Genomic DNA, 20,175 nt, shown 5'->3' on the forward strand with positions numbered 1-20,175 from the left:
CGGCCAGCCCACGCACGGCACATACTTATCCCACCCCCGCGGAGACAGGCTTCTCAATGAGCGACATCGTCAACGGACTTGGCCGCACCAGCGCCTTCGGTGCCCTCGGCCTGGTCCTGCTGATCCTCGGCATCGTCCTCGTGGACGTGCTGACGCCCGGGAAGCTGCCGAAGCAGATCTGGGAAGAGCGCAACCGCAACGCGTCCATCATGCTCAGCTCCGCGCTCCTGGGCATCGGCGGCATCGTCTTCACCTCGATCTGGACCACCTACGACGACTTCGGCAAGGGCCTGCTGTCGACGGCGGCCTTCGGCCTGCTCGGCCTGGTCCTGATGGGGGTGGCCTTCCTGGTGCTGGACCTGGTCACCCCCGGCAAGCTCGGCGCCATCGTCGTCGACCCGGAGCCGCACCCGGCGGTCTGGGTCACCGCCTCCTGCAACCTGGCCGTTGCCGCCATCGTCGCCGCCTCGATCGCCTGACACAGCCGCGTACGAGACACCGAGAGCGCCGCTCCCTTCGGGGAGCGGCGCTCTCGCACGACCGACGCCTACGCCAGGCCCAGGGCGAACACCGCGAATCCGGCCGCCAGCAGCCCCGCCACCGTCCGTCGCACCGCCCGGCCCCCGCGCACGGACCGCGGCGGCTCCTCGAACCGGCGCGCGTACCGGGCGATGACCACCAGCAGCGCCGCGAACACCGGCATCCACGCCACCCGCGCCGCGATCCACCCCAGGCTGTCCGGGGCCGTGGTCAGCCCGGCGAGCCCGGCCGGCCCGCCCAGGAAGGAACCGGGAACGGCCGCCGCCAGCATGGCCGTCTGGTGCCAGCACAGGATCGTCATCGCGCACAGGTTGATCACGACCACCGGAGCCCACACGGAGGGCCGGGCCAGCAGCGCCGCCAGCCGGTCGCGCAGCAGGATCGCCGCCCCCGACTGGGCCGAGGCCAGGGCCAGTACCAGCAGCGACGGCGGGTGCGAGTTGGTGCGCGCCTCACCCGGTACGCCCACCATCGACGCCGGGTAGTGGAAGAACACCAGCAGCGCGGCGAACAGCAGCGTCCCACCGGCCAGCAGCAGCCAGGCCCCGCGCCGCCCGATCCGCCGCTCGCCCCACGAGACGCCCAGCTGGTAGGCGAACAGCCAGCCCGGCAGGATGTTCAGCAGCGACAGCCAGGACGGCACGGAACCGGACAGCGGCCCGTAGCGCAGGAAGTCCACCACGGCCACCGAACCGAGCAGCGGGGCCGCCGCCCAGCCGCCGAGCCGGTGCGCGGCCCGCACGCAGTACGGGGTCAGCGCCGTGATCACGACGTACACCCCGACGAACCACAGCGGCTGGATCACCAGCGTCGCCCCGGTCCGCAGCGTCGCCTCCGGCACCCCGGCCGCGTACAGCAGCGGCGCGGCGAGCGCCCACACGGCGGTCACCCCGAGCACGGGCCGCCCCAGCCGGACGATCCGGCCCTTCAGCCAGGCACCCGTCGACCCCTCGCGGCGGTTGAAGGACAGCGCCGACGCGTACCCGCCGACCAGGAAGAAGATGCCCAGCATCTGGAGCACCCAGCTCGCCGGGGCGAGTGCGCCGAAGGCAGACAGAGGGCTGGCGTTGTGCAGGCCGCCGTCCGCGTCGAGGGTGAAACCGCCGAGCAGCCAGTGGCCGGTCGGCACGGCCAGCAGCGCCAGGGCGCGCAGCCCGTCGACGGCCCGGTCGCGATGGGCCGGAGTCCGCCGGTCGATCCGCTCGGCGCTCCGCCCCAAGGCGGTGAGCACGCGCATCGGACCACTCATCGGACCTCTCCCTTCGCGATCGAGGCGAAGGCCGCCAAGGACTGGGTGCCGGGCGTGAAGTAGCCGGTGTGGCCCTGCACATCGGCGGCGGGCACGCGGCGCGCGCCGAAGGCAGGCGAGGTGGGGTCGGCGCCGTGGCCGAGCCCGGCGAACCGGACGTTCGGCACGTCGGCGATCCAGTCGGAGGGGCCGCGGGCCGCCCACACGCGGGCCCGGGTGCCCAGGGCGGCGGCGGTGCCGGCCCGCATGCCGGGGGAGCCGAAGGCGACCACGTCGGTGGCGTCGGTGTTCCGGGCGGCGAGCCCGCAGACCACCGAGCCGTAGCTGTGGCAGAACAACACCGGGTCGGGCGCGCCGACCGCGTCCAGCCCCGCGGTGAACCGGGCCAGCCGGTCCGCGCCCGCCTCCGCCAGCCGGCCGACGGCCACGTCCCACCCGACACCGACCGGGGTCGTGTACCCGGTCCACGCGATCACGGCGACGTCCGGCGAGACCGCGCGCAGGGCCCGGGCCATCCCCGCCGGACCGGTGTGCGGCGTACGCGCCGCGTCGTGCGACGTGGCGTCGTTGTCCGAACCGGGCACGATCACCGAGACGTGCCGCGCCCGCGCCAGGTCCCCGAACACCTCGACGACCTGCCCCCGGCCGCGAGGATCGAAGGCGAGGACCTGGCGGCCGGGCGCCGCGAGGGAGGCGTACCGGGCCTCGCCGGTGGCCGCCACGGCGATCCGGTTGGCCTCGTACCGCAGGGCCGGGGGCGCCCCGTCCAGGTTCCCCAGCACCAGCGGGTGCGACCGTACGAGCGCCTGTCGCGCGGAGTCGTCCAGCCCGGCGAAGAACCGGGCCACCTCGGCCGGGGTCGCGCCCGCCGGGTCGGGCAGCGCCCTGCCGCGCACCGAGTCCGCCCGCCAGGCGGCGGCGCCCGGCGGGGGCCCGGTGACCGCCGCCTGGCCCTCCCCGGCGGCCCATCCCGCGGTCCCCGCGACGACGGCCACCGCCAGCGCGGCCGTGCCCAGCGTCCTCCCCAAGCGGCGCATGCCCCTTCTCCCTTCCTCGTGGCGAGCCTCGTGACGAGGAGGAAGGTAGGAACGAGGTACCGCGACGGACGTCGCACCGGGGAGCCAAGTGGGATGTCATACCCCGGTAGGGGGTGGAGGAGACTGGGGGCGGAGGAAAGAGGGGGACGGCATGTCGCGCTACACGGCCGCCGCGGAGGCGGAGATGGACGGGATCACGTTCCGTGCCTGGCAGGGACGCCACTACGTGACGCTCCCCGAAGTGCTGGTCCGGCTCGGCAGCTTCGGCCTGGGCCTGACGTGGCGCGTCGAGATCGACGAGATGGTCGACCCGCGCTGCGCCGAGATCGAGCGACGCTCCGGGGGCGAGGGGCTGGACACGCTGACGCTGCTCTCGCTCACGACCCCCGGGTACCAGCTGATCGATGCCGAGGCATGCGGGTTCGCGGACGGCGAGCTCGTGGTCGTCCTGACCGAATTCGACAGCTCGTTGTGGGACGTCAGGTCCGCCGACGAGACCGTGCTGCGCGAACTCGCCCGCCACTACGAGGTGAAGCCACTGGCACGGACGTCCGGCACCACTGCCCGGCCCTGACCGGTGACGTACCGACGGCCTCGGCTGACGCCCGCGCGCCCGATCCACGCGACGCGACGGACGCCGCGCAGACTTGGAGTCAAGGTGAAGACACGGCAGAAAGGCCGCGGAGTGCCGGAGCCGGACGCCCCGTGGAACGAGATCGTGCCCGGGCTGTGGATGGGCGGCCACCAGTGGACCGACCCGCTCGGGGACAGTCGGCCGGTCGTCGTCGGGCGGGAGTTCGGGCTGGTCATCAGCCTGTACACGCGGCGCGGCCACGGTCCCGTTCCCGGCGTCGAGCACGTGGTCGCCGAAATGCCCGACGCCCCGCTGAGCGCGGAGCAGATCCGTACGGTCCAGCACCTGGCCCGTACCGCCGATCAGGCGCTCCGGGACGGCCGCGGCGTCCTCGTCCGGTGGCGCTCGGGCTACAACCGGTCCGGGCTCGTCGTGGCGCAGACGCTCGTCGAGCGCGGTGAAGAAGCGGCGGCCGCCGTCGGCATCGTGCGGCGGGGGCGGTCGCCGTGGGCGCTGAACAACCGGGTGTTCGAGGAGTACCTCACGACCGGGCTCGACGTCGCCGGGCTGCTCGCCGGGCTGGGGGCGTGAGCCGGGGTCGGTGCCGTCAGCCGGTGTCGCCCGGGCGGACCAGGCCCGCCTCGTACGCGAAGATCACGGCCTGGGCGCGGTCGCGGAGGTCCAGTTTGGCCAGGACCCGGCCGATGTGGGTCTTCACCGTCTGCTCCGCGAGGACGAGATGGGCGGCGATCTCCTGGTTGGAGAGGCCGCGCGCGATGAGTTCGAGGACCTCGGTCTCGCGCGGGGTGAGACCGTTCAGCCGCAGCGCCGGGTCCTTGCGCGGAGCCGGTCGCTGCCGGACGAAGTCGGCGATCAGGCGCCGGGTCACCGACGGCGCCAGCAGGGCCTCGCCCGAGGCGACGACCCGGACCGCCGAGATCAGGTCGGCCGGCGGGGCGTCCTTGAGGAGGAATCCGGAGGCGCCGGCGCGCAGCGCCTCGTACACGTAGTCGTCGATGTCGAAGGTGGTCAGCATCAGCACCTTCGGCCGGTGCACCACCCCCGGCGGGGGATCGAGGAGCTCCCGGGCGGCCGTGAGTCCGTCCATCTCCGGCATCCGCACGTCCATCAGCACCACGTCGGGATGCGTGGAGCGCGACACCCGGACCCCTTCGCGGCCGTCGGGCGCCTCGCCCACCACGTCGATGTCCGCCTGCGCCGACAGCAGCGCGGCGAACCCCGCCCGCACCATGGCCTGGTCGTCGACGATGATCACCCGGATGGTCAAGTCGTCTCCCGCGTAGCGTCGTTCAGGGGCAGGCGGGCCGCCACCCGGAAGCCGCCGTCGGGCAGCGGACCGGTGTCCAGCGTCCCGCCGGTCAACCGTACGCGCTCCCGCATCCCCACCAGACCGTGCCCGGTGCCGGAACTCTCCAGCGCCACCACGGCGCCCCGGGCGGGGCCGTTGACCACGAGCACCAGCACCTCGTCGGCGTCGACCGTCACCGAGACCCGGGTCGCGGCCCCCGGCGCGTGCCGCACCACATTGGCCAGGGCCTCCTGCACGATCCGGTACGCCGACAGGTCCACGGCCGGCGGCGCCGTACGGGCCGCCCCCAACGCACCCGCCGCCAAGGACAACTCCACGGGCTGCCCCGCCCGTACCGTCGCCTCCACCAGCTGCTGGAGCCGGTCGATCCCGGGCTGCGGGGCCTTCTCGCCCTCGGCGCGCTCCGTACCGTCACCGCGCAGCACGGTCAGCAGCCGCCGCATCTCCCCGAGGGATTCCCGCGCACTGGCGGCGATCGCCGCGAACTCCTCCCGCACCGGCTCCGCCATGCCCGGCAGCCGGTACGGCGCCGAATCCGCCTGCACGGTGATCACCGACATGTGGTGGGCCACCACGTCGTGCAACTCCCGCGCGATCCTGGCCCGTTCCTCCAGCAGGGTGCGTCGGGCCCGCTCCGCCTCGCTGATGCTCTCCTGCTCGGCGATCCGCCGCTGAGCGTCGCCGTATCCGCGCAACGCGCCCGTCAGCGCCAGCATCACCCCGGCCAGCACGAACAGCAGGGCGAAGGTGCTCGACGCGCCCGTGGGGCGGAGGAATTCGAGCGCAACCCCTACCGCGCCGGTCGCCAGCCACACCCCGACCATGGTCCGGACGGACTCGCGCAGCCCCAGGCACGCCATCAGCAGCAGGTACCCGACGATGGTCATCGGCGGCCACGGCCAGGGGTACGAGGCCACGTGGTCGGCCTGGACCAGCAACAGGGCGCCGAGGGTGTCCGCGAGCAGGACCACCGCCCAGGCCCGCACCGGCCGGGTCACGGCCAGCAGCAGCGGTACGGTCTGCGCCACGCCCAGCGCGCCCGCCCAGCCGCCGCCGAGCCCGTAATTGAGGGTCAGCACGGTGATGGTCACCGGCAGCAGCGTCACCACGAACACGCCGACGATCGCGAAGGGCAACATCCGCTGCCAGGGCTTGGGTGCCTGCGCCAGCAGGGGCTCCGCCGCACGGGCGGGCGTCCGCAGCAGCATGCCGAGCTGCGCCCACGCCCCCGGCCCGGCGGCCTCGGGCTTGCGGGGGCGTTCACGGTTCCGGCGGCCCGGCCGGATGCGGGGTGTGTCGCTCATGTTCGGTCCAGAGTAGGGGGTGTCCGGTATACGGGTAGGCTGCCGGCCAGTCGATCACGGGGGAGTACGGTACGCATGGGTGGGGCAGCCGCGCTGGAGAAGCTGTTGCCGGTACTGCTGGCATTCGGCGGAGGGGTGCTGCTCGCACGCCGCAAGATCGTTCCGGCGGAGGCCTCCAAGGCCTTCTCCGACTACGCCTTCCTCTTCGCCGTCCCCTGCTACCTCTTCGGCAACATCTACGCCAGCGACCTCGGCGCCCTCTTCAACTGGCGCGCGATCGGCGGCTACGCCACGGCCGCCGCCCTCGCCGTGGCCCTCGTCGCGGTGGCGTCGGTCGCCCACTCGATCCGGGAGCCGCGCGCCGTCGCGCTCCGCGTGATGGCCGGAGTGCAGGTGAACACCGCCTACTTCGCCGTCCCCGTCTTCATCACCGTCTTCGGGACCGCCGCGCCGATCTTCCCGATCCTGCTCTTCCAGGTCTGCGTGCTGTCCCTGGTCGTCATCTCCCTCATGGAACTGGGCCGGACCGACCCCACCACCGGCGGCGGACCGGGCCGGCGCCTCGGCCGCGCGGTCGGCGCCTCGCTGGTCACGCCGCTGGTCCTCTCCTGCAACGCCGGCATCCTGCTCAACCTGCTGTCCGTGCACGTGCCCGCCGTGGTCCTGGACGGCGCCGCGTTCGTCGGCGACAGCGCCTCCCCGGTGGCCCTGTTCGCCCTGGGCCTGCACCTCGGCGGCCTCGGTCTGGACGTCCGCGGCACCACCCGCGAGGAACTCGCCCTGATCGGCTTCAAGTGCCTGGCCTTCCCGCTGCTGGCCTGGGCGGTGTGCGGGATGCTGTTCGGGGTGCGGGGCGAGTGGCTGGCGTACCTGGTCCTGATCGCCGCGATGCCCACCCCGCAGAACCTGTTCATCTTCGCCCAGCGCTACGACGTGGGCGTCGACCTCTCCGCCTCCCTCGTGATCAAGAGTTCGGTGATCTCCCTCCTGCTGCTGCCGTTCTGGCTGCAGACTGTCGTTCCATGACAGGAACCTCGTTACCGGCGCGCGCCGCCACCCTCGGACTGTTCGCCGCCTGGGCCGTCCACGACCTCGAAGAACTCGCCACCATGGGCCACTGGTCGCGGACCAGGGTGCCGGTGCTGCGTGCACGTCACCCCGGGCTGTTGCCCGACCGGGTCTGGCGGCGCCTCGAAGGCGCCGGCGGGCGGGAGTTCGCCACCGCCGTCGGCCTCATGGGCCTCGTCGTCGCGGCGGCCGCCGCCGACGGCCACCGCACCGGCGGGCGTTCGGCCTTCTTCCAGGACTCCCTCAACGGGTTCGGGCTGCACGGCCTCGTCCACCTCGCGCAGGCCGCCGCGACCCGCGGTTACACGCCCGGGGTGGTCACCTCGCCGCTGCTCGTCATCCCCTTCACGGTGTGGGCGCGCGGACGGCTGCGCCGGGCCGGGGTCCTGCGGCCCACGCGGCCCCAGGACCTCGCCCGGGGCCTGGCGGTTGCCGGCGCGGCCGCGTTCGCGGTCAACGCGGCGGCCCGCCGCATCCGGTCGTAGCCTCCGCCGGGCCCGGCTCGTTGAGCCGGCATGGAACTGCCGACCATCGCGGCGCCGGGCGTCGGTGAACGGGCCGACGCCGTGGCCGATGCCGCCTGCCACCTCTACGACACCGCCGTGCACGGGGGGTGGAGCCGCGGGGCCGCCGAGGACGCCGCCGAGGCCATCGAGACCACCGCGCACGCCCTCGCGCACATCGACCCGGGCGCGGAGGTCGTCCTCGCCCCGGTCCACGCGGCCCTCGCCGACCTGCGGCGCCGGCTCGGCCTCGCGCCCGCCGAACCGCTGACCGCCGACGGGCTGCACGCGGCCCCGCGTACCGTCGGCAACCCGCGCCGCACCCGCTGGGTGCGCGTCCCGCTCAGCCCGCCTTCGCCTCGGCAACCGCCTTCTCGTACAACTTCCTGACGTCGGTGCCGAAGTACGAGCTGTAGGACGTGTCGGCGGTGTCCCCGCCCGTCTTCCAGCCGCCGATGACCCCGATCACGTCGCCCGTGCCCGTGCGCGCGTCGTAGCGGCTCAGGAACGGGCCGCCGCTGGTTCCGCCCGGGTAGCCCGTGCAGTCGATGCGCAGGAACGATCCGGGGATCTCCGGATCCTTGCTGGTGAACTTCGTCGTCCGGTTGACGCAGAGCCGCGGCCGGGCGGCGGAGGCCGGGTAGCCGACCAGCGTCACGTTGGAGTGCGCGTAACCGGAGCCGGTCACGAGCCGGTTCCCGCCGACCACGTCCTCCACCGGGAGCCCGTCGGCGTCCGGGCCCACCTGCGCGAAGGCCACGTCGAGTCCGGCGGCCCGGTCGACGCCCTGCGAGCGGTAGCGCGGGTCGATCCAGATCCTCGACTTCCCGGCCGCGGTCCGCCGCACCGGGAACATGCCGTAGGGCTGCGGGTTGGAGCGGGTGTACTGCGGTACGAAGGCCACCTGCTGGTAGTCCGACCCGGTCAGGCAGTGGGCCGCGCTCATCACCAGGTCGTGGCCGGCGGAGGCGACCACGCTCGCCGTGCAGAAGTAGGCGCCGCCGCCCTTGACGAGGTACATCCTGCCGACGACCGGCGTCCCGTTGAAGTCCTGCCCGACGCCGGGGCCAGGGGCGGGCAGGCGGGGCGAGGCGGGGTCCAGGATCGGGGGCGGGTTCACCGCCTTGTCGTCCGGGTCGCCGTCCGGGTCCGGGAGCGGATCGGGGAGCGGGTCCACGTCCGGGACCGGGGGCAGTTCCAGGTCCTGAGCCACGGGGGGCGTCGGTGCGGGCGCCGGTGCGGGCGCGGGCACGGGTGCCACGCCGGGCGCGGCGTCCGGCACGGCCTGCGCCGGGGCCGGGACGGGCGCGGGGAGCCCGGGGGCCGGCGCCGGGACCGTGCCCGGGGTCGCGTCGCCGGCGGCGTCCGGGGCGGGGTCGGCCGGCAGCGGGACCGCGGAGGCCATGCGTTCGGGCGTCCAGAAGGACTGCGCCGCCCGGGCGGTCCAACGTCCGGCGGCGAGGGCCTCCGGGGCGGCGGCGCGCTCCGCCGCGGCCACGTGCGGCTGCCCCGCGGGCACCAGCAGCGCGGCCGCCGCCGCGGCCATCGTCAACGTACGTAGCACCATGCGCAGCTCCTAGAGGGCGTGGGGGAAACGGAACAGCCGGTAGGGGTCGTAGCGGCGCCGGACCGCTTCCAGGCGGGCGAGGTTCGGCCCGTGGTAGGCCTGGCGCCAGCCGGCCAGTTTCGGGTCGGTGTAGTTCTGGTACGCGCTCCCGCTCGCCCACGGGCGCAGGTCCCGCCAGAGCCCGTCGAGCCAGTCCTCGTGCCGGGCCACCTCGGAGGCCGGCGCGGACGCGGGCCAGTAGACGAGGTACTGGGCGAGGAAGGCGGCGGCGCGGTGCGCGAACGCGGTCGCGCCGGGCGGGACCCGGTTCAGGGCCCCGCCGCAGACCCCGTCGAACTGCACCACCCCGATCCCGCCCCGGGGCGTCGCCGACGGGTGGCGCCGCACGGCGTCCAGCACCACGCCGATCGCCGCGTCCGGCAGCCCGGCTCCCGCCCAGAAGTCGGAGCGGGCGGCGTACGACTCCCGGCCGAGGCGCCCCTTCGGGTCCCGGCCGGGCAGCACCCCCGGCAGCCGGCACTCCTCGGCGCTCCGCTCCAGGCAGCCCGACATGGCCCGCACCGTGTCCCCGTAACCGCGGACGACGGTCCAGGCGTCCCGGACCGGCCTGCCGATCAGGTCCGTCAGCCGGGTCAGCTCCCGCTCCAGCTCCCGGCGCCCGTCGAGGCACACCACCCGCAGCGCGGGCACGGTCCCGCCTTCCGCGTCGGCGCCGACGACGAACTCCACCTGGCTCCAGAACGGGTCCGGCAGCCCGACCAGCCACCGCTGCCAGCCCCGGAGCACCGCCGCCGAGTCGGCGCCGGACCAGTGCAGTTCGGCGAAGGCCGCGTCGGCCACCGGATGCGTGCGGAAGCGGAACTCGGTGACCACCCCGAAGTTGCCGCCCCCGCCGCCGCGCAGGGCCCAGTACAGCTCGGGCTCCAGGTCCGGGCCGACCTCTCGGACGGCCCCGTCGGGGGTGACGACCGTGGCCCCGGTGAGCCGGTCGCTGGTGGCTCCGTACGCCCGGGAGGCCAGTCCCAGACCGCCGCCCAGGGCGAGACCGGCGATGCCGACGGAGGGGCACAGACCGGTCGGGATGCCCAGACCGCGCCCGGCGAGCGCGGAGTTCACGTCCCCGAGCCGGGCCCCGGCGCCGACCCGGACGCCGTCCCCCGCCACGACCACCCGCGCCACGGCCCCGAGGTCCACGACCAGCCCGGCGGCGCGCGTGGACCAGCCCGCGTAGCCGTGCCCGCCGCCGCGCGGCACCACGGGGACGGCCGAGCGGCGCGCGAAGTCCAGGCAGGCCGCCACGTCCGCGGCGTGCGCGGGATAGGCCACCGCGGCCGGTGCGACCGCGTCGTAGCGGGGCTGGAACAGCTGCCGGGCCTCGGCGAAGTCCCGGTCGCCGGGGAGCACCAGCCGCCCGTCGAGCCCGCGGTCCAGAGCGCCGAAGTCGGGCCCGCGCCGCGCCGCCACGACGGTGGCCGACACCGCCGCGGCCGCGCTGCCCAGGACCCGGCGGCGAGGAAGGCTCATACTCCCTTCTGCCACCGCCCGGCCCGATCCCGGTGAAGGCGGGCCCACGCGGACCGGGGTTGCCGCCCGAACGGCCCACGGCCGGGAGCCGCAGAGGAAACGCTTCGGCTCGTAGGACAACCACTTCGGAACGTCGTCTCGGGTCATCACTTCGGACAACGGTTCGGACAACCGCTTCGGGCCGGTGGTCATCGGCCGTACGCTGCGCGCATGTCTCTTGTGGATCTCGGTTCGCACGCCGAGGAGTTCGACGCCGACCCCTACCCCTTCTACGCGGCACTGCGCCAGGCGGGACCCGTCCACCGGATAGAGATCGGTGGGGAACGCCCGTGGCTGGTCGTCGGCCACGAGGAGGCCAGAGCGGCCCTGAACCATCCCGCGCTGTCCAAGAACTGGCTCGGCTCCGACCTGTTCGACACGCCCCAGGCCTACGCCGCCAACCGCAACATGCTGGAATCCGACCCGCCCCACCACACCCGGCTGCGCCGCCTGGTGGCCCGCGAATTCACCTCCCGGCGCGTCGAGGCCCTGCGCCCCCGGGTCCGGCAGATCACCGACGAGCTGCTGGACGCGATGGCCGCCCTCCCCGAGCGGCGGGCCGACCTGATCAGCTCCTTCGCCGCGCCCCTGCCGATGACCGTCATCTGCGAGCTGCTCGGCGTCCCCGACCTCGACCAGGAGCGCTTCCGCTCCTGGTCGGGCGAGATCGTGACCTCGGCGGACCCCTCCGGCGCGGCCCCCCGGGCCATGGAGCAGATGACCGCGTACCTCTTCGAACTCGTCGGTGCCAAGGCCGAGGACCCCGGCGAGGACCTCCTCAGCGCACTGATCCGCACGCGCGACGAGGACGGCGACCAGCTCGCCCCGGACGAGCTGATCGGGATGGCCTTCCTGCTGCTGGTGGCCGGCCACGAGACCACCGTCAACATGATCGGCAACGGCATACGGGCCCTCCTCGCGCACCCCGAGCAGCTGGCGGCGCTGCGCGCCGACCCGGACGGCCTCATCGACGGCGCGGTGGAGGAGATGCTCCGCTACGACGGCCCCGTCCAGCACGCCACGTACCGCTTCGCCCGCACCGACCTGGAGATCGGCTCCACCCGCATCGAGGCCGGCTCCTCGGTCCTGGTCGCCCTGGCGGCGGCCGACCGGGACCCGGCACGGTTCGCGGAGCCCGGGCCGGACGTCTTCGACATCCGCCGCAGCGGCCAGAGCCACCTGGCCTTCGGGCACGGCATCCACTTCTGCCTGGGCGCACCCCTGGCCCGCATGGAGGGGCGCATCGCGATCCGCTCGCTGCTGGAACGCTTCCCGGACCTGGCCGAGGACCCGGACGCGGGCCCCCGCGAGTGGCTTCCGGGAACCCTGATGCGGGGAGTGAGCCGGCTCCCGCTGCGCTGGTAGCCGGGGGCGTCAGGCCTTGCGGGCGAGCAGGAACCCCTGCGGACCCGCCTCGTCCTCGGCCGGCTGCCGTACCAGGCGGCCCACTTCGGTGAGTCCGGCCGCGGCCAGCAGTCCGGCGATCAGCTCGGGCGGAGTCCAGTACACGTCCAGATCGACCGGATGCCCGTAGGCGTGATCCAGCCGGACCCTCCGGTCGCCGGCCTTGAAGGCGATCAGGAAGTGGCCGCCGGGCGCCAGGACCCGGGCGAACTCGGCGAACAGGGCGGGCAGCTCCGCGGGCGGGGTGTGCACGGTGGAGTACCAGGCGAGCACCCCGCCGAGCACCCCGTCCGCCACGTCCAGCGCCGCCATCGCACCGACGTCGAAGCGCAGCCCCGGATACGTCCGCCGGGCCACCGCCACCATCGCCGGGGACAGGTCTATGCCGAAGGTCGGCACCCCGAGCCCGGCCAGATGGGCCGTCACCCGGCCCGGACCGCAGCCGACGTCCGCGACCGGACGGCCGCCGGACCCGTCCCCGCGCCCGTCCCCGCGCACGCACTCCGCGAACGCGGACAACATCCCCCGGTCCAGGGGCCTGCCGGACAGCTCCGTGCCCAGGAGACGGGCGTAGTCGACGGCGACGGTGTCGTAGGACGCCCGTACGGAGCTCAGATCCGAGGTACCTGTCATGCCCCTGGACAGTAGCCCGCGCGGCGCCCCGGTTCATCCCCCGCTCAGTGAACGGTCAGTGGATGGGGCAGGTCCGCCCACTGATCGCCGGGGACACCGGGGCTCAGCCGCATCAGCGTGAGCGCCTTCACCGGCAGCGGCCCGGTGAGCAGGGCCTCCGAGTCGGCGGTGGCCGGCAGGGCGGAGAGGGCCGAGGCGAGGTCCTCGCGGAAGGCGTCCGTCGAACCCGCGGTCGCCCCGAGCGCCCCCGCGAGCAGGGACCCGAAGAGCTTGCGCCGCAGCACGGTCACGTCGTCGGTGATCAGCCGGCCCGACAGCGGAGGCACCGCCAGCCCGTGCCGCGCGAGCCGGGCCGGGCTGATCCGGATGTCGGCGAGGTCGCGGTAGACCAGCCGCACCGGCTCCCCGGAGGCGGAGAGCACGACGAGGAGGTTCTGGCCGTGGGCCTCCAGCGCCACTCCGAGGTCCAGCACGCGCAGGCACACCGAGAGCGCCAGTCGGGCGAAGCGGGCCCGCCACGCCGCCGAGCGGGCCTCGGGCAGCCCGGCCAGCGCCGCCACCGGGAGGACCCGTTCCCCGGCGGCGGCGTCCGCGTACGCCTCGGGCGGTTCGCGCAGCACGGCCGCCAGGTCGGGGCTGTGCGCGGTGGCGGCCCCGAGGGTGCGGGTGATGTGCAGGCGCCCGTCGAGCCGCTCGGCGAGGGCCTCGGCGAAGGCGGAGACGGCCGCGGCCGTCTCGATGGAGTAGACGGAGATGTCCCGCACCGAGGAGGTCAGCCGGGTGCTCAGCGCCGTCTTGACGTGCGGACCGCCGTCGGCGGGCGCCAGCGTGCGCAGGGCCATCAGCGGGTGCGCCGCGAAACCGGCCCGCACCGGCTCGTGCTTGAGGGCGTGCGCCGCCTGCCACGGGTGCACCGGGACCAGGATCCGCCCGCCGTCCCGGAGCCCGTCCGGCCAGTCGCCGGTCACCAGGCACTCCTCCGCCCGTACCGCCACCAGCCCGAGCTCCACCACCGGCCGGTGCTCCGGCGCGTACGCCAGCTGCTCGGCCACCGAGAAACCGGGCCGGGAGCGGCAGTTCGGGTGGTACGGATGCCCGTCCACGATCCGCTGCTCCCACTCCCAGGTGGTGTGCGCGGCGACGTCCCGCCCGGCGGGGGGCTGCCCGGCCCGGGAGAGCGCGAGGCCCGCCGCACTGCCGTCCAGCTCGGCGGCGAACCCCTCCCCGTGCGGCACGCCCAGCGCCGCCATCAGGGCAGCGGCCTGCCCGTACGGCCGGCCGTCGAGGAGCAGCTCGCGGGCGTACGGCGCGGTCGCGTACGGATCCGGCGCCGGGCCGTCCAGCCTGCCACCCCCCTCCAGCAGCAGTCTCAGCCCGCCCGGGACCCGCTCCCGGCCCACCACCCACGGCAGCGGCTCGAAGGCCAGGGCGCGCCACAGCCGGGTCAGCACCGCAGCCCGGGCCCCGTCCAGCGCGTCGGCGTACCCGGCCGAGAGGGCGGGGCGGACGCCGTCCAGCTCGGCGGCGACGGCGTCTTCGGCCGGTGAAGCGGGAAGGTACATGCTGCGGCTCCGCAGATAGTCGCTCGAAGGGATGATCACTTCATCATCGCGGATACTGAAGATCACGGCCGGGCGGTCGCGTCCCGCGAGCCCCCGGCGCACCGGATGGACCGGACAGATCGAATGGAACCAGTGGACCTCAACGCCGCAGCCGACGCGTACGCCACCACCCCGCTGCTGAACTGCCTGCTCAGGGAGGCCGCGGAACCCCTCGGGGGCGAGGTCCACCGGCTGCGCGGCAGCGGCCGGCTGCTCCGCGTGCGGGGTGGGCGCCGCTCGGCGCTCCCCGAGCTGCGAGCGGCCGACGGCTGGCATCCGCTGGGCCACACCGAACTGGTCAAGCTCACCTCCGAGGAACTGGGCCGCTTCACCGGGACCCCGAACGACGAACTCCCCGTCGAGATCGCCGACAGCCGCGACACGATCGCCGCGCTGCTGGCCGCCCGCCTGGCAGCGGAGCCTCCGGCCGACCCGTACCTGCTCTCCGAACAGTCCCTCGTCATGGGCCATCCGCACCACCCCGCCCCCAAGGCCCGCGGTGGGGCGCCGGCCGCGAGCTGGCTGCCCTACGCGCCCGAGGCCCACGCCCGTTTCCCGCTGGTCTTCCTCGGGCTGCGCGAGGACCAGTGCGTCGAGGAGGGCGGCGAGGCCGCCGCCGGGGCCGTCGACTCCCTCGCCGACCTGCTCGACGGGCCGGGTGCGCCCGCCGGGTACCGGCTGCTGCCCGCCCACCCCTGGCAGCTCGACCTGGTGGCCGCCCGGCCCGCGGTGCGCGAGGCCTTCGCCGACGGGCGCCTCCTGCGGCTGGGGGAGGGCCGGCTGCCGGCCTGGCCGACCGCCTCGATCCGGACCCTGTACGCACCGGAAACCTCCGCCTCCGCTTCCGCGGACCTCTTCGTGAAGTTCAGCCTCGACGTCCGGATCACCAACGACGTGCGCCGGCTGTGGCGCCACGACCTGCTGAAACTGCGCCGCACCGACGCGGCGGTCGAGGCGGGCTTCGCGGCACTGCGCCGGTCGGGCTCACGGGCGGCCTGGCTCGCCGACCGTGGCTACCGCACCGCCGGGTTCGCCTTCGAGGAACTCGCCGTCCTGGTCCGCGACGGCCTGCGCGCGCACACCGAGCCCGGAGCCACCCCGCTGCTGGCCGCCGCGCTCGCCGAGGGCCACCCGGGGAGCCCGTTGGCCGGCACCCGTGACCCGGCCGCCTGGTGGCGGGCGTACCTGCGCCAGGTGGTTCCGCCGGTACTGGAGCTCTTCGAACGCCACGGGGTCGTACTGGAGGCCCACCTCCAGAACACGCTGGTCGCGGTCGACGCCGAGGGGATGCCCGCGCAGGCGCTCTTCCGGGACGCCGAGGGGGTCAAGCTCCTACCGGACCTCCCGCGCGAAGCGGCCTGGCAGCGCCTCGTCTACTGCCTGGTGGTCAACCACCTCACGGAGATCGCGGCCGAACTCGCCGACCGCCACCCGCACGCCGCCCCCGGGCTGTGGCCGGCCGCCCGGGAGGAGTTCCTCCACTACGCGGCCTCGCACGGGCTCCCCGAGATCACGGACCTCCTCACTGCCCCCTCCCTCCCGGGCAAGACCAACCTCCTGCTGCGCTGGACCCGCGCGGACGGCGCGGACGCCCGCTACATCCCGCTGCCGAACCCGCTGCGGGGGGAGTGGGGAATCGGCCAAGGTGGGCGGTGGGGCCGGGCACCCCTCACGTAGAGGTATAGACCAATGCTAGGTTGGTCGGGCAGACCGCGCAGTCCTTGACCACCCGTCAGAGGAGATGCCATGCCCTCCCCTTCGCGGGGCGGCGGCCCGGCCGCCATGCCCAAGTACCAGCGGATCGCCGCAGCGCTGCGGCACGAACTCGACCGCACCGCGCACGTCCCCGGCGCCCGGCTGCCCTCCGAACGCACCCTGGCCGCCCGCTACCAGGTCAACCGGCAGACCATCAGGGCCGCCCTCCAGTACCTGCGCGAGGACGGCCTCGTCGTCACGGGCCGCCGGGGGACGCGCCCCGCCGCGGGGAGCGGGGCGCCGCCACCCGCGGTCGTCGGCGCGCCCCGCCCGGCGTCGACCGCCGTGAGCCGGGTCGACCTGGTCAGCGTCCCGCCGGCGCTCGCCGCGCTGCTCGGCATGCGCGGCGGGGAGCGGACCCTGGTGCACCACCGGCGTGAACGCGGCCCCGAGGGCGAGGCGTTGCGCGACGCCGTCACCTACTTCAGCCCCGGCGCCATCGCCCGCAGTCCCGAACTCGTCCGCTGCCGCGACCGGGTGGCGGCGACCGGTGACGCGGACCCGCACGCACTGGACCGCTGGCTCGACCGGGCCGCCGTGGACGGCCGGGTCACCGAGACCCTCACCATGACCCGCACCAGTCACCCCCCGGTCGCCTCCGCCGCCTGCGGTCTGACCGCGCGCCGCACCCTGCACGACGACTCCGGCCGACTGCTCGCCGTCACCGACCTGGCCTTCCCCACCTGGGACCGGCTGGTCCTCCACCGCAACCGCCATGACCGGGCGACCGCCGGCTTCCGCGTTACGTAGCTCACATCGCCCGGTCGGCCGGGACTCCGGTCCGGCCGCCGGGCGCGCACTGTGGCTTCCGACACGCCCCGGGTGGCGGTGAGCCGGGCCGGACGTCCGCTCCGGGGCGACCGGGCGCCCGGCCCAACTCCGCTGCGGGAACGGCGCGTACACGGTCTCGGCCGTGCCGTCCGGGGCGTGCGCCACGGTGGAGCGCCTCCGGTTCCCACAAGTGACGAGGATCACGCGCGAGTTTGCTTGAGGGAACGCGTGCGGGGCATGGTCGACGGTGGAGCGGAACCAAGCGCTCCGGCCGCTCGTGCCGGAGGCGAGGCGCACACGGGCAGATCCCGTCCCGCTCTACGGCCCGCCGGTCCGCCCGGCGCGCCGTCCTCGTACGACCCGTGAGGTGCATGTGTCCACGCTCCAAGCCGAGCACGTCTACAAGGTGTTCGGACGACGGCCCGGCGACGCGGTCCGCGCGCTCGAAGACGGCACCGACCGTGACGAGTTGCGCGCCGAAGGGACCACGGCAGCGGTGATCGACGCCTCGTTCAGCGTCGAAGCCGGCCAGATCTTCGTCGTCATGGGTCTGTCGGGATCCGGCAAGTCCACGCTGCTGCGCATGCTGAACGGACTGCTGGAGCCCACCGCGGGGCGCATCCTCTTCGGCGGCCAGGACCTCACCGCGCTCACCGCGGGCGAGCTGCGCCGCGTACGCTCCACGAAGATCTCCATGGTCTTCCAGCACTTCGCGCTCTTCCCGCACCGCAACGTCCTGGAGAACGCCGGCTACGGCCTCGAAGTACAGGGAGTGCCCCGCGCGGAGCGCGACCGGCGCGCAGCCGAGGCGCTGGCGCTGTGCGGCCTGGAGGGCTGGGAGAACTCCTGGCCCGACGAGCTCTCCGGCGGCATGCAGCAGCGCGTCGGCCTGGCCCGAGCCCTGGCCACCGACGCCGACCTGCTCCTGATGGACGAGTCGTTCAGCGCCCTCGACCCGCTGATCCGCCGCGACATGCAGGACCAGCTCCTCGAACTCCAGAAGCGCTTCAAGAAGACCATCGTCTTCATCACCCACGACCTCAACGAGGCCATGCGCATCGGCGACGGCATCGCCGTCATGCGCGACGGCCGCATCGTCCAGCAGGGCACCGCCGAGGACATCCTCACCCGCCCCGCCGACGACTACGTCGCCTCCTTCGTCCAGGACGTCGACCGTTCCCGGGTCCTGACGGCGGAAGCCGTCATGGACGAGCCCGAGACGGCCCCCTGCGGCTGCCCCACCGTCCACGCGGACACCCCGCTCGCCGACCTCTGCGCGGTCAGCGCCCTGGTCCCGCACCCGGTCGCCGTCACCGACGGGGACGGCACCGTCGTCGGCTCCGTGCCGCAGGACCGGCTCATCGCCTTCATCGGCGACGAACAAAGGCCCCCGATGGCCTGCGCGGAGGTGGCCGCCTGATGCCCCGCCTGCACCTCGGCGCCTGGGTCGACAGCGGTGTCGACTTCCTCCAGAGCCATCTCGCCTGGCTGTTCGACGCCATCAGCGCGTTCGTCACCGGCCTCTACGACGGCATCGACGCCGTCCTCTCCGCCCCCGCCCCGCTGCTGTTCGCGGGCATCCTCGCGCTCGGCGCCTGGTGGCTGCGCGGCCTGCTCGCGGGCCTGGCGGCCTTCGCGGGCTTCGCACTCGTCGACTCCGTCGGCCTGTGGTCCGACGCGATGTCCACGCTCTCCCTCGTCCTGGTCGCGACCCTCGTCACCCTGCTCTTCGCGGTCCCGCTCGGCATCTGGGCCTCCCGGTCCGACCGGGTCAGCGCCCTGCTGCGGCCGGCCCTGGACTTCATGCAGACCATGCCGGCCATGGTCTACCTCATCCCCGGCATCATCTTCTTCGGGGTGGGCGTGGTGCCCGGCATCATCGCGACCATCATCTTCTCCCTGCCGCCGGGCGTACGGATGACCGAACTCGGCATCCGGCAGGTCGACTCCGAACTGGTCGAGGCCGCGGAGGCCTTCGGCACCAAGCCGCGCGACATCCTCGTCCGCGTCCAGCTGCCCCTGGCCCTGCCGACGATCATGGCCGGCATCAACCAGGTCATCATGCTCGGCCTGTCCATGGTCGTCATCGCCGGCATGGTCGGCGGCGGCGGACTCGGCGGCGCCGTCTACCGGGCCATCGGCAGCGTCGACATCGGCCTCGGCTTCGAGGCCGGCATCGCCATCGTCATCCTCGCCATGTACCTCGACCGGATGACCGGGGCCCTCGGCCGCCAGGTCTCCCCGCTGGGCCGGCGCGCCCTCGCCAAGGCGCGGTCCGCCGCCACCGGCGCGGCCAAGGTCTGGAACCACCGCCCCCAGCCGGCGTTCGCGGTCACCGGGGCCGTCGTCCTGGCCCTCGTCGCGGGCGGCCTGAACACCTTCGGCGGGTCCTCCGCCCAGGACGGACCGGCCGGCGCCGCGAACATCGGCAAGGGCCGCACCCTGAACATCGGCTACATCCCGTGGGACGAGGGCACCGCCTCCACCTTCCTGTGGAAGGAGCTCCTGGAACGCCGCGGCTTCAAGGTGGAGGCCAAGCAGCTGGAGCTGGGCGCCCTGTTCACCGGACTCGCCGGCGGGCAGCTCGACTTCCAGACCGATGCCTGGCTGCCCGTCACCCAGGCGCAGTACTGGGAGAAGTACGGCAACCGCCTCGAGGACCTCGGCTCCTGGTACGGCCCCACCTCACTGGAGCTGACCGTGCCCTCGTACGTCGAGGGCGTGCACTCGCTAGCCGATCTGAAGGGCAAGTCCGCGCAGTTCAAGGGCCGGATCATCGGCATCGAGCCCAGCGCGGGTGCGATGGGCGCGCTCAAGGACAAGGTCCTCAAGCAGTACGGCCTCGACTCGGAGTACCAGGTCGTCGACGGCTCCACCCCCGGCATGCTCGCCGAGCTGAAGCGGGCCTACGAGAAGAAGGAACCCGTGGCGGTCGTGCTGTGGTCGCCGCACTGGGCGTACTCCACGTACGAGCTGACCAAGCTGCAGGACCCCAAGGGAGCCTGGGGCAAGGGCGACGGGATCCACAGCCTGGCCCGGAAGGGCTTCGCCGCCGACGAGCCGCGGGTGGCCGCCTGGCTGCGCTCGTTCAAGCTCGGCGAGAAGCAGCTGACCGACCTGGAGGCGAAGATCCAGGAGACCGGGAAGGGCAAGGAACAGCAGGCCGTCCGCGCCTGGTTGAAGGAGCACCCCGAGGTCGACTCACTGGCCTGACGCGGTGACGGACGCCGGCGCGCGCAGGACCGTACGGGTCCCGCGCGCGCCGGCGTCCGTCAT

General features: G+C 74.2%; 19 protein-coding genes. 11 read left to right on the top strand and 8 right to left on the bottom strand.

Annotation, left to right across the window (positions count from 1 at the left end):
• The first annotated feature begins 56 nt into the window (after window positions 1-56).
• Window positions 57-479 (top strand): DUF350 domain-containing protein, encoded by a 423-nt coding sequence (locus ACFYZL_RS19430; protein ID WP_384754107.1) that lies wholly within the window; start codon window positions 57-59, stop codon window positions 477-479.
• Between the two features lie 68 nt (window positions 480-547).
• Here the strand turns inward: ACFYZL_RS19430 and ACFYZL_RS19435 are convergent, their stop codons facing one another.
• Window positions 548-1,789: an acyltransferase gene (locus ACFYZL_RS19435; RefSeq protein WP_388680289.1), complete on the bottom strand. Its 1,242-nt coding sequence runs from the start codon at window positions 1,787-1,789 to the stop codon at window positions 548-550.
• The gene (locus ACFYZL_RS19440) at window positions 1,786-2,826 is read right to left on the bottom strand and encodes an alpha/beta hydrolase (RefSeq protein WP_388680292.1); all 1,041 of its coding nucleotides are present in this window, start codon (window positions 2,824-2,826) and stop codon (window positions 1,786-1,788) included. Before ACFYZL_RS19440 ends, ACFYZL_RS19435 begins: the two co-directional genes overlap by 4 nt.
• A 151-nt stretch (window positions 2,827-2,977) precedes the next feature.
• Here ACFYZL_RS19440 and ACFYZL_RS19445 point away from each other — a divergent pair, with 151 nt between their 5' ends.
• Window positions 2,978-3,400, top strand: coding sequence for a hypothetical protein (locus tag ACFYZL_RS19445; RefSeq protein WP_388680295.1), 423 nt, complete (start codon window positions 2,978-2,980; stop codon window positions 3,398-3,400).
• An 84-nt stretch (window positions 3,401-3,484) separates the two neighbouring features.
• On the top strand, window positions 3,485-3,991 hold the full coding sequence (locus ACFYZL_RS19450) for a protein phosphatase (protein ID WP_388680298.1): 507 nt from the start codon (window positions 3,485-3,487) through the stop codon (window positions 3,989-3,991).
• Between the two features lie 16 nt (window positions 3,992-4,007).
• Here the strand turns inward: ACFYZL_RS19450 and ACFYZL_RS19455 are convergent, their stop codons facing one another.
• Together ACFYZL_RS19455 and ACFYZL_RS19460 are read right to left on the bottom strand one after the other, a co-directional pair.
• A complete protein-coding gene (locus tag ACFYZL_RS19455; RefSeq protein WP_384579060.1) occupies window positions 4,008-4,688 on the bottom strand; it encodes a response regulator in 681 nt (226 codons plus the stop codon).
• A complete protein-coding gene (locus ACFYZL_RS19460) occupies window positions 4,685-6,034 on the bottom strand; it encodes a sensor histidine kinase (protein ID WP_384754096.1) in 1,350 nt (449 codons plus the stop codon). Before ACFYZL_RS19460 ends, ACFYZL_RS19455 begins: the two co-directional genes overlap by 4 nt.
• Before the next feature lie 75 nt (window positions 6,035-6,109).
• Here ACFYZL_RS19460 and ACFYZL_RS19465 point away from each other — a divergent pair, with 75 nt between their 5' ends.
• The 3 genes from ACFYZL_RS19465 to ACFYZL_RS19475 are packed head-to-tail and all read left to right on the top strand — an operon-like array spanning window position 6,110 to window position 7,995.
• Window positions 6,110-7,060: an AEC family transporter gene (locus tag ACFYZL_RS19465; RefSeq protein ID WP_384754093.1), complete on the top strand. Its 951-nt coding sequence runs from the start codon at window positions 6,110-6,112 to the stop codon at window positions 7,058-7,060.
• A complete protein-coding gene (locus ACFYZL_RS19470; RefSeq protein ID WP_388680303.1) occupies window positions 7,057-7,587 on the top strand; it encodes an HXXEE domain-containing protein in 531 nt (176 codons plus the stop codon). The genes ACFYZL_RS19465 and ACFYZL_RS19470 overlap by 4 nt, the downstream gene beginning before the upstream one ends.
• 30 nt (window positions 7,588-7,617) lie before the next feature.
• On the top strand, window positions 7,618-7,995 hold the full coding sequence (locus tag ACFYZL_RS19475) for a hypothetical protein (protein ID WP_388680306.1): 378 nt from the start codon (window positions 7,618-7,620) through the stop codon (window positions 7,993-7,995).
• On the opposite strand, the gene ACFYZL_RS19480 is transcribed toward ACFYZL_RS19475, so the two are convergent.
• Window positions 7,949-9,172 (bottom strand): serine protease, encoded by a 1,224-nt coding sequence (locus ACFYZL_RS19480; RefSeq protein WP_388680308.1) that lies wholly within the window; start codon window positions 9,170-9,172, stop codon window positions 7,949-7,951. The two genes, ACFYZL_RS19475 and ACFYZL_RS19480, sit on opposite strands and share 47 nt — an antisense overlap.
• Before the next feature lie 9 nt (window positions 9,173-9,181).
• A complete protein-coding gene (locus tag ACFYZL_RS19485; RefSeq protein ID WP_384757099.1) occupies window positions 9,182-10,696 on the bottom strand; it encodes an FAD-binding oxidoreductase in 1,515 nt (504 codons plus the stop codon).
• Window positions 10,697-10,906: 210 nt separating this feature from the next.
• On the opposite strand from ACFYZL_RS19485, the gene ACFYZL_RS19490 reads away from it, so the two are divergent.
• Complete coding sequence (locus tag ACFYZL_RS19490) at window positions 10,907-12,100, top strand: cytochrome P450 (protein ID WP_384757102.1); 1,194 nt, start codon at window positions 10,907-10,909, stop codon at window positions 12,098-12,100.
• Window positions 12,101-12,109: 9 nt separating this feature from the next.
• Here ACFYZL_RS19490 and ACFYZL_RS19495 read toward each other — a convergent pair whose 3' ends face one another.
• Together ACFYZL_RS19495 and ACFYZL_RS19500 are read right to left on the bottom strand one after the other, a co-directional pair.
• Window positions 12,110-12,772 carry a class I SAM-dependent methyltransferase gene (locus ACFYZL_RS19495; protein ID WP_388680313.1) on the bottom strand — a complete coding sequence of 221 codons (663 nt, stop codon included), beginning with the start codon at window positions 12,770-12,772 and terminating at the stop codon, window positions 12,110-12,112.
• A gap of 44 nt (window positions 12,773-12,816) precedes the next feature.
• Window positions 12,817-14,334: an IucA/IucC family protein gene (locus tag ACFYZL_RS19500; RefSeq protein WP_388680316.1), complete on the bottom strand. Its 1,518-nt coding sequence runs from the start codon at window positions 14,332-14,334 to the stop codon at window positions 12,817-12,819.
• 105 nt (window positions 14,335-14,439) lie between these two features.
• On the opposite strand from ACFYZL_RS19500, the gene ACFYZL_RS19505 reads away from it, so the two are divergent.
• The 4 genes from ACFYZL_RS19505 to ACFYZL_RS19520 all read left to right on the top strand — a co-directional run bounded on the left by ACFYZL_RS19505 (window position 14,440) and on the right by ACFYZL_RS19520 (window position 20,112).
• Window positions 14,440-16,050 carry an IucA/IucC family protein gene (locus ACFYZL_RS19505; protein ID WP_384757109.1) on the top strand — a complete coding sequence of 537 codons (1,611 nt, stop codon included), beginning with the start codon at window positions 14,440-14,442 and terminating at the stop codon, window positions 16,048-16,050.
• Window positions 16,051-16,119: 69 nt separating this feature from the next.
• Window positions 16,120-16,878 (top strand): GntR family transcriptional regulator, encoded by a 759-nt coding sequence (locus tag ACFYZL_RS19510; protein WP_388680320.1) that lies wholly within the window; start codon window positions 16,120-16,122, stop codon window positions 16,876-16,878.
• Between the two features lie 394 nt (window positions 16,879-17,272).
• The gene (locus ACFYZL_RS19515) at window positions 17,273-18,319 is read left to right on the top strand and encodes a glycine betaine/L-proline ABC transporter ATP-binding protein (RefSeq protein WP_388680323.1); all 1,047 of its coding nucleotides are present in this window, start codon (window positions 17,273-17,275) and stop codon (window positions 18,317-18,319) included.
• Window positions 18,319-20,112 carry an ABC transporter permease/substrate binding protein gene (locus ACFYZL_RS19520; RefSeq protein ID WP_388680326.1) on the top strand — a complete coding sequence of 598 codons (1,794 nt, stop codon included), beginning with the start codon at window positions 18,319-18,321 and terminating at the stop codon, window positions 20,110-20,112. The genes ACFYZL_RS19515 and ACFYZL_RS19520 overlap by 1 nt, the downstream gene beginning before the upstream one ends.
• The last annotated feature ends 63 nt before the right edge of the window (window positions 20,113-20,175 follow it).

Origin of the sequence: Streptomyces sp. NPDC001717, assembly GCF_042892775.1 — a bacterium.
In the GTDB taxonomy this organism is placed as follows: domain Bacteria; phylum Actinomycetota; class Actinomycetes; order Streptomycetales; family Streptomycetaceae; genus Streptomyces.